Below are 13,391 nucleotides of genomic sequence, written 5' to 3' on the forward strand. Positions count from 1 at the left end.
TCGTTATCTGCGGTTTACGTCAATTGCCGACATTTTAGCGTCAATGCTAAGCGGCGCTCATATCCCTAGTGAATGCGTTATCCATAGAGGTTCTAAAAACGGGCTTATTGTACCTGTTCGGAACTGAATCCGAGAGTCATATGTAAGCAATTTTCCAGCCTTTATGGTTCGAAAGGCGACTATCTGTGCTCTGCGTCTATTTTTGGCGCCGGAATCACCAGATCCTATGGGTGTCTGGGCAGCATGGAACAAAAGCTGCTGGCAAGCTGTATTGCGAATGGCGTAGATGCTCGAAATTTTTACTAGGTAGGACATATGTTGAATATTAAGCGGTTATTTAACCCCGTCGCGAGGGGGGTTATCGTTGGGAGCCTTGGTTTGGCTACGATGTGGGCTAACGCAGGCCCCGTTGAGCAAGCCAAGCGCTTGCACGAGCGCATTGCCGGCGTGCCTCCTAGCCCTCAAACTAATGTGTTAGAGCAGATGCGGCAGCTAATCGCCGATGGAGATCCACAGGCAGCAGCGCTCATTGCAATGGATAACGACAATTTTTATGACGTTACGCTGGTTAATTGGGCGGCACCGTGGACAAACCGCGATCGCAGTGTTTTTGTGCCGTTTAATGATTACATTGCCACTGTTGTTGGTTTGGTGCGCGATAGCGCGGACTTCCGCAGTGTTTTATTTGATGATGTGATTTATGTTGGTCAGGGCGTTACGCCGGCTTACAGCAATACAGGTAATGGGCATTACGAAGCAATCGCTGAGCAAGCGCTGCCATTAAAAACAACATTGGTTCGCGCGCTTCAATCTGCAACAACAGGTTTACCTGCTGAAGCCACTGCTGGTGTCATTACTTCTCGAGCGGCCTCGCAAGCCTTCTTTAAGGCCGGCACTAATCGCGCCCAGCTGCGCTTTACGTTATTAAATCACCTGTGCTTGGATCTCGAGCAATTACATGATGTAACGCGCGCGCCCGACCGCATCCGCCAAGATGTATCGCGCTCGCCAGGTGGCGACTCCCGAGCCTTTTTAAATGGCTGTTTAGGTTGCCACAACGGGATGGACCCGCTGGCGCAAGCATTTGCGTATTACAACTATAACTACGACGCGGACAATGACCCCGATGGTTTAAATGGCTTTTTGGAATACAACGTTGATGGCGAGCTAGACCCAGAAACTGGCACGCGTGTTCAGGCTAAATACCACATCAATAGCACTACCTTTAAACCCGGTTATGTAACCCCTGATGATAAATGGGACAACTACTGGCGTGCGGGAGTGAATGCGCGTTTGGGGTGGGATACAACATTGCCGGAGGCTGGTAGTGGTTTTGGTGCTAAATCTATGGCTAAAGAGCTTGCTTACAGCGAGGCTTTTTCAAGCTGCCAAGCAACAAAAGCCTTTAACGCCATGTGTTTTCGCGAACCCGAAAGTGGCACTGATCGCGCTCACATTACCACAATGGTTACCAATTTTAAGGCGGCAAATTACAACGCGAAAACGTTGTTTGGCGATGCAGCTGTTTATTGCATGGGGGGGAATAACTAATGGTTGTTAATAAACAGTTACAACAGGTTATTCGCGGCGCCGTCATTGTTGCCGCCTTTTTACTTGCTGCGTGCAGTAACGACAGCACCCCGACAAACCAAAGTAATCCGCCTCCGCCGGTTGTCGATGATGGTAATCGCATCGAATATAAAGGCCCAAACCCGACATCGGCCGATGTGCAGCGCTTTTTGGTGAATGTATGGAGCAATTTGGCGTTGCAAGAGCGTTGCGGCGCTTGCCATGCAGAAGGCGGTCAAGCCCCTCAGTTTGTTCGCAGAGATAATATCGATGCCGCTTATTCTGCGGCGCTGACTATCGTTGATCTGCAGGCGCCGTCGTTATCTACAATGGTGAGTAAGGTCGCAGCGGGACATAACTGCTGGCGCACGGAGGCCTCTGTATGTGCCGATACCTTAACCACTTGGATAGAAGCTTGGGCGAATGATGCCGGCGTAAGCGGCAATGTTATTGTATTAACGCCACCAGAAGTGAAGGCCGCGGGCAGCAGCCGTGCTTTTCCTGCCGATAGCGCGGGCTTTGGTGAAATTATTCATACGCCTTACTTGATCGAGCACTGCGCCGATTGTCACTCGCCTTCAGGTTCGACACCACAGCAGCCTTATTTCGCCGACAAAAATGTAGATACCGCCTATGAGGCGGCAAAGAGCAAAATTAATTTGAGTTCACCAGCGCGCTCTCGCATGGTGGTTCGTTTGAGAGAGGAGTCGCACAACTGCTGGACAGCAGACTGCCAGAATGATGCTGATACGCTGGAGGCTGCGATTGCTGCCTTTGCAGAAACTATCGAGCCTACCGAAATTGACGATGCTTTAGTCATTAGTAATGCGTTGCAGTTAGGCCCTGATGGTTTGGTGGCCAGTGCTGGTGGCCGTATAGAGCCTAACCTTATTGCTAAGTACGAGTTCAAAACAGGTAATGGCAATTGGGCGTTTGATACTTCCGGCCAAGACCCTGCTTTGGATTTGCGCTTAACTGGGGATGTTGATTGGCTAGAGGGTGGTGTATGGGGGCTGCGCTTTTTGGGTGGTCGCGCCCAAGCGACAACCGCCGCCAGTGAAAAGCTGCATTCGCAAATTACGTTTACAGGCGAGTACAGTATAGAGGGTTGGGTGGCGCCAGCTAATGTGACCCAAGAGCAAGCGCATATTGTTAGCTATGCGGGTGGCGAAGAAATTAGCAATATAACGCTGGGGCAAACGCTCTATAACTACGACTTCCTTAACCGTACGACCGAAACTGATGAAGTCGGCTCCCCTGGTTTATCCACCCCTAATGCTGATGAGGCACTACAAGCCACGCTTCAGCATGTGGTTGTATCGTTTAACATCCTTGAAGGCCGCCGGATTTATGTGAATGGTGAATTGGCGGCTAGTGATGACCCCGAAAACCTTGGCGAAGGTAGCCTTGGAAGTTGGGATGATACATACGCATTAATAGTGGGGACTGAGTCCTATAACGACCCTGACCTTAATGATCCGTGGTTTGGCACCATTCGTTTTTTAGCTATCCACAACCGTGCACTTTCTGCCGAAGATGTGGCCGTGAATTATGATATTGGCGTTGGTGAAAAGTTTTATATGTTGTTTCGGGTAACCGATTCCCTGCAAACTGGTGCAATACCTGAAGGCACTGATGCCTATGTGGTGTTCGAAGTGGAGCCTTTTGATAGTTACAGCTATTTATTTTCTAATCCGTTTTTCTATATTTTAGACCCCAATAAAACAGCCGATTCCGACCCACCCGTACCATTGCAAGAAATCCCCTTAGCGGGAATGCGCATTGGTGTGAATGGCCGAGAGGCGTCAATTGGGCAAGCGTTTATGAATATTAACGTGAATATTTCATCAGCTAATTATATGGCGGGTGAGGGTTTGCAGTTATCGAATATAGGCGCGTTAATTCCTGTTGAGCAAGGTAAAGAAAACGACGAGTTCTTTTTATCATTTGATGCTTTGGGGGCGCGGGTTTATGACCGCCCAGCAGAGGTTGTGCCTGTGCTAGCAGCCCCAGAAGATACATCTGAAGAGCTGCGATCTTCGGATATCGGCATTAAAACATTTGCTGAAATTAATGCCAGCTTATCGCAAATGACCGGTGTTGCCACCACGCTTCCTGCCGTTAAAGAAACTTACGAAAAAGTAACGCAGCAACTCCCTGTCGATGAAAATATAGAAGGCTTTTTGCCGGCGCATCATATGGGAATTACTCAGCTAGCGGTTGCCTATTGCAGTGCGTTGGTGGCAAATACTGAGTTGCGTACACAGTTGTTTGGCAGCTTTAATTTTGCTGCTGAGCCATCTGCTGCATTCTCTGCGGCTGGGCGCGACCTTATTGTTGATGGCCTTGCGAGGGTGCTAGTGATTGAAACGCCTGAAGGTGATGAAGTTGGTTCTGGGCCGTCTGCATTACAGATGGCAACACAGCTAAATAATTTAATTGATCAAATGACTTCGTGCGGTAATAGCTGCCCTGCGGATACAACAAATACAACCGTAACGGCTGTTTGCGCTGCTGCTTTAGGCAGTGCAGCAATGTTGGTGCAGTAGGAGGATTAGCCATGAAAAAACGTCATTTTGAAATCGATCAAGCGCTTGCTCACCCAGATCATCACAAGCCTCGTTCGCGGCGCGATTTTATTGCCCAAGGTTTTGCCGCTGGTGCGGCCAGTGTTTTGGGCGCACCTTGGTTGGCGAACCCTGCTATGGCAGCTTTGTCCCCCGATGTGCTTAACGGAGAAAATGGCGCCAATTGCCAGCTTGAATACGGCGGGGCTAATAAAATCCCGTTTATTTGTTTTGATTTAGCGGGCGGGGCGAATATTGCGGGCTCTAATGTTTTGGTAGGTGGCCCGGGCGGGCAAAAAGACTTTCTTAGCGCTTCGGGCTATTCAAAGCAGGGCTTGCCTGGCGATATGGTGCCTTCGGTAGTGAATCCTGCAACCGATACCAACGATTTTGTGAATGATGACTTAGGTTTAGCTTTTCATGCGGATTCACAATTCCTTGCCGGCATTATGGAAAAGACATCAGAAGCTACTCGGGAATTAATTAATGGTGCAGTGATTGCGGCTCGCAGCGAAAACGATACGGGTAATAACCCGCACAACCCAATGTATGGTATTTACAAGGCGGGTGCCGCTGGAGCATTGCTGCCACTTTGCGGCTCTTCAAGCAGTGTTTCTGGGGGGAACTCTATGGCGCCTGCGAGCATGATTGATCCTTCTGCGCGCCCAACCAAAGTCGATCGCCCAACCGACGTGACCGGGCTGGTAGATACCGGTGGCTTGGTAGGCTTGTTATCTAAGGACGATACGGTTTCCGTGATGGAAGCTATGTATCGCATTAGCCACGAAAAATTAAGCGCAGTAGAAACACAACGCGTGCGTGACGACATCATCAAACAGCATGTGCGTTGTAGCTACGCAAAAAGTGCCGATATTGTTTCTCAGTTTGGCGGTATTGATTTAAGCCCCTTATCTGACCCTGAAATTGTGGGTGACGAAGGCATTTTTAGCGCTGCCGATATGGCCGATCGCGAATTCCGTAAAACAGCATCGGTAATGAAGCTAGTACTGGACGGTCCGCTTCAATCCAATGGCGTTGCTGGTGCGTATGCAGGGGCAGGCACAATAACCATGGGAGGCTACGATTATCACACGGGTGATCGTGCCACCGGTGAGAGCCGAGATTTACGTGCTGGGCGTTGTATGGGGGCTGTACTTGAATATGCGGCTAAGAAGCAAAAGCCAGTCATGATGTATGTGTTTAGTGATGGCTCCGTTTTTTCCAACGGTATGACCGATGACAGTATTGGCGGAAGAGGCAAGGGTGTATGGACTGGAGACAACCAGCAAACGGCCAGTGCTTTTTTCTTGGTTTACAACCCAACCCAAAAGCCTCAAATAATCGGCGCCACCGAAGACGAGCAGGCGCGAAACCAACAAATTGGCTTTATGCGCGCTAGTGGCGATGTAGAAACGTCATCCAGCCCTGCGGCTAATAACGTGAACTCGTTAGTGGAGTCTGTGGTACTAAACTACATGGCGTTACATGGAGAACAAGGTAACTTTGGCTCTATATTTGAAAAGCATGGCTTAGGAAACCTTGATGCAATGACAGCTTTTCAGCCGCTTGGCTAAGTGCTAACCCTTTAAATTGGGAGCTTTGTATGCTCAGTGAACGTATTTACCATTGAAGTTAACGCATATGGTATATGTATCATGCTAACTAATGCGTCACTCGTCGGAAACTCATGCAAAAGTACGTTTTTTTTGAATTAATTGGCGTGCATGTTACATAACGGAGTGGCGCATAAATCAACAATTGGTTAATATTTAACCTCTTTCCTAATTTGTTGATGTGTGAAAAATATATGAAAGTTGATTTTGAAAGCTTACCAATTTTATTGCAGAAAGCGCGCGAGTCCGTAGTTTTGGCTGCTCGTCAAACGCTGAGCAATTTTGAACTAACAGAGCAGCAGTGGCGGGTTATTCGCACGACTTACTTAAATGGCGAGCTGAATGCGCAAACACTGGCTTCTCAGAGCGCAATTCTCGGGCCTAGCTTGTCTCGTATTCTCAACCGCTTGGAACAAGACGGCATCTTGCTACGTAAAATATCGCCAGGAGACCAAAGGGAATTGGTTATATCGTTAAGCGCTAAAGGTAAGCGCCTGCATCAAAAGGTGCAGCCTAAAGTACAGGCCAATTATGATGAGCTAAGCAGCAAGTTAAGTAATAACAAAATCAGTCAGCTTGTTGGCTTGCTTGATGATGTAATTGCTATTGACCAGTAAACCCCTTTAATTGTTCTTGTGTTAGATTTTATCACCATGGAAGGTGGTTACCCTGCCTTTTAGTATTGCCCCTCCTTTTGGCGCTTAAAGCGCCCGCTGAGCGTGAACTTCGTCTCATTTCTAGAACTATTCCGCTAACCTTGAGTGTATTGGTCTATATCCACTTTGCGTGTTTCACATTCGATAGACTGACAATACCCAGAGGGCATACTTGTGGCGCTATTAGACTTAAACCTTGCTCAAGCTTTTGAGCCAGAAAATACCGAAGGAAGTGGTGGTTCTAATCGCGATCTAGTTTGGGATTTGGACCAGTTTAAGCAGCAGAAATTAGCGCAGGAATTTGTGTTGCAGTTTGAAAACCGAATCTGTGTTTATTCTGGCTCGGTTGAGCAAATTTACACGAATTATAATGTCTTCTTCCCGAAGGAGGAGAACCGCAAAATTGTTATTCTGCCCAACCCGTTTGCTCACCACGATATTTTTCACTCGGTGCCAGAGCATGCTGTCAAACCAACGGGTTTAATGATCGTGCCCGATTATTACAGTGCTGATAAAAAAATGATGCTGAGGATTCCTTTGCGCAAAGGGGCAGAGCCTTATCGCCTTGTTCCTTTAAATGCTGGCTTGCGTTTAATTAATAGCCGTAGGCCGCCAGATCAGCCCTTGCTGCCGATGCTGGTTAAAGGTGATTTACGAGAGCTAGATCAAAGCACCCCTAGCTTGCACTTACATTCAATTAACTTGGCTAAGGTGGGTAACTTATCTGCAATGGAAATTGCGGGTATAAGAGCGGTTGTGTTGGATAAAATGGACAGGTTGTAACGCTTAACCCTTCGAAAACAAAAAAGGCCTGCAGCTAAAACTGCAGGCCTTTTTTGTTGTGCTAGCGTTATTTAACCGTTGTAACGGTTGAATATTAAGGTGGCGTTGGTGCCGCCAAAACCAAAGCTATTCGACATTACACTATTGAGCTCAGCTTCGCGCATGCTTTGTACAATTGACATGCCTTCGGCTTTTTCGTCGAGTGTTGAAATATTTGCTGAGGCGCTGATAAAACCGTGCTGCATCATAAGTAAGCTGTAAATGGCCTCTTGTACGCCAGTAGCGCCAAGCGAGTGACCTGTTAGCGACTTGGTTGATGCCGTTGCGGGGATGTTGTCACCAAAGACTTCTTTAACGGCGCTAAGCTCTGCTACGTCGCCAACGGGGGTGCTGGTACCGTGAGAGTTAATGTAGTCGATAGGGAGTTGGCTGCCAGCCATTGCCATGCGCATGCAGCGTGCAGCGCCTTCACCGCTAGGCGCTACCATGTCGTAACCGTCGCTTGTCGCGCCGTAACCAACAAGTTCGGCGTAAATAGTGGCGCCGCGTGCTAGAGCGTGGTCTAGAGATTCAACCACTAAGCAGCCGCCGCCACCGCCAATAACAAAGCCATCACGGTCTGCATCGTACGGGCGCGAGGCTTGTTCGGGGGTGTCGTTGTATTTGGTTGATAGTGCGCCCATCGCGTCGAACAAACCCGTTAGGGTCCAGTGCTCTTCTTCACCACCGCCGGCAAAAACAATATCTTGCTTGCCCAGTTGGATTAACTCCATGGCGTTGCCAATGCAGTGTGCGCTTGTGGCGCAGGCTGATGATATCGAATAGTTTACGCCCTTGATTTTAAAAGGTGTTGCTAGGCAGGCGCTGGTGGTGCTGCCCATTGTCTGGGTGACGCGGTAGGGGCCTGCACGCTTAACGCCTTTGCTGCGAATGATATCGGCCGACTCAACAACGCTGCGCGTTGAAGCGCCGCCGGAGCCCATGATAATGCCTGCGCGTTCGTTAGAAACTTCGTGCGCCTCTAGGCCAGCATGGCTAATCGCATTTTGCATGGCTACATAAGAAAAGCCGGCAGCATCGCCCATAAAGCGCAGTTGTTTGCGGTCGATGAAATCACCTAGGTCAATGTTTGCTGACCCCGATACTTGGCTGCGAAAGCCTTGTTCGGCATAGCTTTCGTTAAAACGAATGCCAGATTTGCCTTCTTTCAGTGAATCCAGAACAGTGTCTAAATCGTTGCCAATACAAGACACAACGCCCATACCAGTAATCACAACACGCTTCATAGTAGCCTCTTTAAATACAATTGGGTCGTTTACTCTGCTGCCTTACGCAGCGGGTAAGTTTTATTATTGAGTCGATCTTAAAAGCTATCGGTATTGGTGAATAGGCCGACGCGTAAATCTTTTGCGGTGTAAATCTCTTTGCCGTCGACTTCTACCGAGCCGTCTGCAATCCCCATGACCAGTTTGCGCTCAATAACGCGCTTTAAGGTGATGCGGTATGTCACTTTCTTGGCCGTCGGCAAAATTTGACCGGTGAATTTCACTTCGCCAGAACCCAATGCGCGACCTCTGCCTTGATTACCCTTCCAAGCTAGGAAAAATCCAACCAGTTGCCACATGGCGTCTAAGCCCAAGCAGCCTGGCATTACCGGGTCGCCAGGGAAGTGGCAACTGAAAAACCACAAGTCTGGGTTGATATCCAGCTCCGCGACTATTTCGCCTTTACCGTGCTCACCGTTGGTGGCGCTAATAGAGGTGATCCGGTCTAACATTAACATGTTGGGTACAGGGAGTTGCGCGTTGCCTGGGCCGAAAAGTTCGCCGTGGCCGCACGCTAATAGTTCATCGCGCTCGTAAGAGGACTTTGGTTCAAAGGTGTGCATAGGTGACTCGTTAGATGTTTGCAGCTGGGCCCAAATGCATCAAAATGGTGCGCCTGGGTGGTTTGAGGTTTGGCCTGTTGTCATAGGCCTGTCACTAAAGGGCTGCCATTCTAACGCCTAGGGCGTACTTGTCCAGCACCAAGCCTTTTGGGTAATTGTTTGCTGGCGTAGAAGTCGGCCGTCTATTTGCATACATGACAAATAACCCTTGTGTTATATTCGGCGCCTGCCGAGCAAATCAATCATTATCTTTAAGGAAGTTTTATGATTAAGAAGTGTTTATTCCCTGTTGCTGGATACGGTACTCGTTTCCTGCCAGCCACTAAGTCTATGCCCAAAGAAATGCTACCTGTTGTGAACAAGCCGTTGGTTCAATACGGTGTCGAAGAGGCGTTAGGTGCAGGTTTAACAGATATCGGTTTTGTCACTGGGCGTGGCAAGCGAGCCATTGCTGACCATTTTGATGTGAGCTATGAATTGGAGCATCAAATTGCGGGTTCGGCAAAAGAAGAGTACTTAAGCTCGATTCGCGGCGTCATGGCGAAAGGGGCATTCTCTTTCACTCGTCAGCGTGAAATGCGCGGCCTAGGTGATGCGATTTTGAACGGTAAGCGTTTAATTGGTGACGAGGCCTTCGGTGTTGTTTTATCGGATGACCTGTGTGTTGCCGATGAAGGCGGTGACGGTGTGCTATCGCAAATGGTTGCGCTGTATAAGCAGTTTCGCTGCAGTATTGTCGCTATTCAGGAAGTGCCTGAAGATCAGATTCATAAGTTTGGTGTTATCGCTGGCGAGTCCATCAAAGATGGCATTTATCAGGTTTCTGATATGGTTGAGAAGCCAACAAAAGAAGAGGCGCCAACGAACCTTGCCATTATTGGCCGCTACATTCTTACTCCCGATATTTTTGAAATTATCGAAAAAACCCCACCGGGCAAAAACGGTGAAGTGCAGCTAACAGACGCCTTGTTAACACAAGCTAAGCAAGGCTGTGTATTGGGTTATAAATTTAAAGGTAAGCGCTTCGATTGCGGTAGTGTCGAAGGTTTTGTAGATGCTACAAATTTTGTTTACGAAAATATATATACAAAAGGTTAAGTGAGTTAATGAAGATTACCTGTTTTAAAGCCTACGATATTCGCGGCCGTGTTCCTGATGAGCTGAATGATGATGTTGCTTATAGGGTTGGCCGCGCATATGTGGAGTTTTTGGGTGCCAAGACAGTTGTTGTGGGCCACGATATTCGTTTGACGAGCGCTTCCTTAACGGATGCTTTGGTGAACGGGCTAACCGATGGTGGTGCCGATGTCACGCACATTGGTCAATGTGGTACGGAGGAAGTGTATTTTGCGACTTTTGCCTTAGGTGTAGATGGCGGTATTTGTGTAACCGCAAGCCATAATCCTATGGATTACAACGGCATGAAGTTGGTCCGCAAAGGCTCGCAACCCATTTCGGGTGATACCGGCTTGAATGATATTCAAGCTATGGCTGAAGCAGGTAATTTCAAAGAGGCTGCCAAGGGGGCTGTTGTTCACAAAGATATGCGCCCTGCGTATATCGAGCACCTGCTTACGTATGTTGATACGTCTAAGCTCAAGCCTTTGAAAGTTGTTGTTAATGCGGGTAATGGCGGTGCCGGAATGGTGTTAGATGCCATTGAAAAGCACTTGCCGTTCGAGTTTATTAAAATTCACCATACGCCGGATGGGAGCTTCCCAAATGGTATTCCCAACCCGTTACTGCTGGAAAACCAAGGGGTAACGGCGGATGCGGTGCGAGAGCACGGCGCCGACTTGGGTATCGCATGGGATGGTGACTTTGATCGTTGCTTTTTCTTTGATGAGCGCGGTAACTTTATGGAGGGGTACTACCTTGTTGGCCTGTTGGCGCAGTCTTTCTTGGCTAAGCACGAAGGCTCCGCCATCGTTCACGACCCGCGCTTAACATGGAACACGGTTGATCTAGTGGAAACTAGTGGTGGCCGCGCGGTGCAGAGTAAAACTGGGCATGCCTTTATTAAAGAGCGCATGCGCTTAGAAGATGCTGTGTATGGCGGTGAGATGAGTGCGCACCATTACTTTAAAGACTTTGCTTATTGCGACAACGGAACTATACCGTGGCTGCTAATTACCGAAATGCTTAGCGAGCGAGATATTCCCTTTTCTGAGCTTATTGGTGAGCGTATTGCCGCTTTCCCTTGTAGTGGCGAAATCAATCGACGCGTTGCCGATACGGCCTCCTTGCTCGAGCAAATTGAAACTAAATACGCGGGTGACGCGCTGAATATTGAGCACGTGGATGGCCTGTCTATGGCTTTCGATCGCTGGCGTTTCAATTTGCGCTGTTCAAGCACAGAGCCTTTATTTCGTTTGAATGTTGAAGCTCGTGGTGATCGAGAGCTGATGGAACAAAAGACGGCTGAACTGCTGAATATTATTGATAGCAGTCCAGGCTAGTTTTGTTTCCGTTTGGTGAAAAGCGGAGGCATTTTCCTCCGCTTTTTTTGTTTCTGGTGTCGTGTTTTTAGTGTTATCCAGCCCCTTTCGGGTTGAGCAATAACAGTTTTAATATGGCATTGATTAAAAAATCTACTTTTCAGCGCTCGTGTTTTCTGGAATGATGCGCGGCTTTCTTTTTGTTACGGGTTTGTCGCTTGCGGTATTTTGCGCAGAGATGCGCAATTAGCGAACCGTTTTCAGTTTGAGGTAAATATGTCTATCCCCGTCAATATTATTATGGGTTCGCGCTCCGATTGGCCAATTATGGAGCGAGCAACTGCGCCGCTGACAGAGTTGGGTGTTGAGTTTGAGTGCAAGGTGGTTTCTGCCCATCGCACGCCTGAGCGTCTGCTGGAATTTGCGAAAAGTGCGCCAGAGCGCGGTGTGAAGGTATTGATTGCCGGTGCTGGCGGTGCTGCGCATTTGGCGGGTATGGCGGCGGCGATGACGTGGATACCTGTAATCGCTGTGCCTATTCCTGCGGGTCGTTTGCAGGGTGTGGATAGTTTGTTGTCTATGGTGCAAATGCCCAAAGGTGTGGCAGTGTCGACGCAGGCAATTGGTGAGCCAGGAGCTTACAACGCTGGCTTAATGGCGGCGCAAATATTGGCGCTAACAGATCCGCAGCTGGCTGAGCGTTTACAGGAGTGGCGCCAGCAGCAAACCGATAGCGTGCCTTGGGAGGTTATCGACTGATGCGCATTGCAATACTGGGTGTTGGTCAGCTGGCTAGAATGATGGCGCTGGACGGCATTGCAATGGGCGTTGAGTTCAGCTTTCTCAAGCTGCCAGGGGAGGATTCTCGCTGTGTGGATTGCTTGGGCTCGGTTGTGACTGCTGGGCCGCAGGATTCGTGCGCCTCTTTGTTTGAGGCTTTGGGTTGCCCTGATGTTATCACAACAGAAAAAGAGGGCGTTGATGTCGATTTTTACGAGCAGTTCTCGTCGCATTGCGCGGTTTATCCGTCTTCAAGAGCTGTGTGGATTAGTCAAAATCGATTGCGTGAAAAAACATTTCTGAATGATCAGGGGGTGCCGACAGCTGAGTTTGCCCCTGCGACAAGTTTGGAAGAGATTGCCCCCGCCGCAGAGCGGCTTGGCTACCCCGTTATTGTTAAGACACAAGAAAATGGTTACGACGGTAAGGGGCAGTGGTGGTTGCGCTCTGAGGCTGATATTGCATCAATGCAAGGCGCCGAGGCTTCGGGTCCATGGCTGCTAGAAAAGGTCGTCCCTTTTGAGTGTGAAGTGTCTGTTGTGGCTGCGCGTTCGTCGGCAGGGCAGGTTGAGGTTTACCCTCTGGCGGAGAATGTTCACCGCGACGGCGTATTGCTAACCAGCGTGGTGCCTGTCGAATCTATTTCGCAAGCGCAGTCTGATGAAGTGAAGCGCCATATTACGCGTTTGTTGCAAGAGTTGGATTATGTTGGCGTGTTATCGATGGAGTGTTTCGTAACAGAGTCAGGCATTGTGGCGAATGAATTGGCGCCTCGGGTACACAACAGTGGGCATTGGACACAAAATGCAGTACCGGCGGGTCAGTTTGAGCAACATGTAAGAGCTGTATTGGGGTTCCCGTTGGCACCGCCTGAGATGAGCGGCGCTGCTGGCATGCTGAACTTGCTGGGTGTGCAAGCCACTGCCGAGCAAGCGTTGCGGGCCAATCATCACTGGCACTGGTATGGTAAAGAAGTACGCTCGGGGCGAAAAGTGGGTCACATTAATGTGACTGCGCCCAATTTATTAGCGTTGAAATCAGCCCTTGCGAAGTTGCAGGCCGAGATCTACGCTTAATCATTTGTCGAAAATTGATCA

At 49.0% G+C, this 13,391-nt stretch carries 11 protein-coding genes; 9 read left to right on the top strand and 2 right to left on the bottom strand.

The window, feature by feature from the left end; genetic code table 11:
* Positions 1-315: 315 nt before the first annotated feature.
* From MARGE09_RS04850 to MARGE09_RS04870, 5 genes are all read left to right on the top strand, one after another.
* Positions 316-1,551: a hypothetical protein gene (locus MARGE09_RS04850; RefSeq protein ID WP_420828086.1), complete on the top strand. Its 1,236-nt coding sequence runs from the start codon at positions 316-318 to the stop codon at positions 1,549-1,551.
* Entirely contained in the window at positions 1,551-4,118 is a 2,568-nt protein-coding gene (locus MARGE09_RS04855) for a LamG domain-containing protein (protein ID WP_236986225.1), read from the top strand. The genes MARGE09_RS04850 and MARGE09_RS04855 overlap by 1 nt, the downstream gene beginning before the upstream one ends.
* Positions 4,119-4,129: 11 nt before the next feature.
* A complete protein-coding gene (locus tag MARGE09_RS04860) occupies positions 4,130-5,710 on the top strand; it encodes a general secretion pathway protein GspF (RefSeq protein WP_236986226.1) in 1,581 nt (526 codons plus the stop codon).
* A 233-nt stretch (positions 5,711-5,943) separates the two neighbouring features.
* Entirely contained in the window at positions 5,944-6,366 is a 423-nt protein-coding gene (hpaR, locus tag MARGE09_RS04865; protein WP_236986227.1) for a homoprotocatechuate degradation operon regulator HpaR, read from the top strand.
* A 213-nt stretch (positions 6,367-6,579) separates the two neighbouring features.
* Positions 6,580-7,188 carry a hypothetical protein gene (locus tag MARGE09_RS04870; protein WP_338040744.1) on the top strand — a complete coding sequence of 203 codons (609 nt, stop codon included), beginning with the start codon at positions 6,580-6,582 and terminating at the stop codon, positions 7,186-7,188.
* A 71-nt stretch (positions 7,189-7,259) separates the two neighbouring features.
* On the opposite strand, the gene fabB is transcribed toward MARGE09_RS04870, so the two are convergent.
* Both fabB and fabA read right to left on the bottom strand, forming a co-directional pair.
* Positions 7,260-8,474, bottom strand: a complete 1,215-nt coding sequence (gene fabB, locus MARGE09_RS04875; protein WP_236986228.1) for a beta-ketoacyl-ACP synthase I — start codon at positions 8,472-8,474, stop codon at positions 7,260-7,262.
* Between the two features lie 77 nt (positions 8,475-8,551).
* Entirely contained in the window at positions 8,552-9,076 is a 525-nt protein-coding gene (fabA, locus tag MARGE09_RS04880) for a 3-hydroxyacyl-[acyl-carrier-protein] dehydratase FabA (RefSeq protein ID WP_236986229.1), read from the bottom strand.
* A 264-nt stretch (positions 9,077-9,340) separates the two neighbouring features.
* Between fabA and galU the strand changes: the two genes are divergently transcribed.
* The 4 genes from galU to MARGE09_RS04900 all read left to right on the top strand — a co-directional run bounded on the left by galU (position 9,341) and on the right by MARGE09_RS04900 (position 13,370).
* Positions 9,341-10,174 carry a UTP--glucose-1-phosphate uridylyltransferase GalU gene (galU, locus tag MARGE09_RS04885; protein WP_236986230.1) on the top strand — a complete coding sequence of 278 codons (834 nt, stop codon included), beginning with the start codon at positions 9,341-9,343 and terminating at the stop codon, positions 10,172-10,174.
* An 8-nt stretch (positions 10,175-10,182) separates the two neighbouring features.
* A complete protein-coding gene (locus MARGE09_RS04890) occupies positions 10,183-11,535 on the top strand; it encodes a phosphohexomutase domain-containing protein (RefSeq protein WP_236986231.1) in 1,353 nt (450 codons plus the stop codon).
* Between the two features lie 255 nt (positions 11,536-11,790).
* Positions 11,791-12,273: a 5-(carboxyamino)imidazole ribonucleotide mutase gene (gene purE, locus MARGE09_RS04895; RefSeq protein WP_236986232.1), complete on the top strand. Its 483-nt coding sequence runs from the start codon at positions 11,791-11,793 to the stop codon at positions 12,271-12,273.
* Positions 12,273-13,370, top strand: coding sequence for a 5-(carboxyamino)imidazole ribonucleotide synthase (locus MARGE09_RS04900; RefSeq protein WP_236986233.1), 1,098 nt, complete (start codon positions 12,273-12,275; stop codon positions 13,368-13,370). Before purE ends, MARGE09_RS04900 begins: the two co-directional genes overlap by 1 nt.
* Positions 13,371-13,391 lie beyond the last annotated feature (21 nt).

Source organism: Marinagarivorans cellulosilyticus (assembly GCF_021655555.1).
Lineage (GTDB): Bacteria > Pseudomonadota > Gammaproteobacteria > Pseudomonadales > Cellvibrionaceae > Marinagarivorans > Marinagarivorans cellulosilyticus.

Excerpts from the sequence above, each read along its gene's own strand:
- MARGE09_RS04850 (WP_420828086.1), top strand. The coding sequence starts at position 316 with ATGTTGAATATTAAGCGGTTATTTAACCCCGTCGCGAGGGGGGTTATC.
- MARGE09_RS04855 (WP_236986225.1), top strand. The coding sequence starts at position 1,551 with ATGGTTGTTAATAAACAGTTACAACAGGTTATTCGCGGCGCCGTCATT.
- MARGE09_RS04860 (WP_236986226.1), top strand. The coding sequence starts at position 4,130 with ATGAAAAAACGTCATTTTGAAATCGATCAAGCGCTTGCTCACCCAGAT.
- hpaR (WP_236986227.1), top strand. The coding sequence starts at position 5,944 with ATGAAAGTTGATTTTGAAAGCTTACCAATTTTATTGCAGAAAGCGCGC.
- fabB (WP_236986228.1), bottom strand. The coding sequence starts at position 8,474 with ATGAAGCGTGTTGTGATTACTGGTATGGGCGTTGTGTCTTGTATTGGC.
- fabA (WP_236986229.1), bottom strand. The coding sequence starts at position 9,076 with ATGCACACCTTTGAACCAAAGTCCTCTTACGAGCGCGATGAACTATTA.
- galU (WP_236986230.1), top strand. The coding sequence starts at position 9,341 with ATGATTAAGAAGTGTTTATTCCCTGTTGCTGGATACGGTACTCGTTTC.
- MARGE09_RS04890 (WP_236986231.1), top strand. The coding sequence starts at position 10,183 with ATGAAGATTACCTGTTTTAAAGCCTACGATATTCGCGGCCGTGTTCCT.
- purE (WP_236986232.1), top strand. The coding sequence starts at position 11,791 with ATGTCTATCCCCGTCAATATTATTATGGGTTCGCGCTCCGATTGGCCA.
- MARGE09_RS04900 (WP_236986233.1), top strand. The coding sequence starts at position 12,273 with ATGCGCATTGCAATACTGGGTGTTGGTCAGCTGGCTAGAATGATGGCG.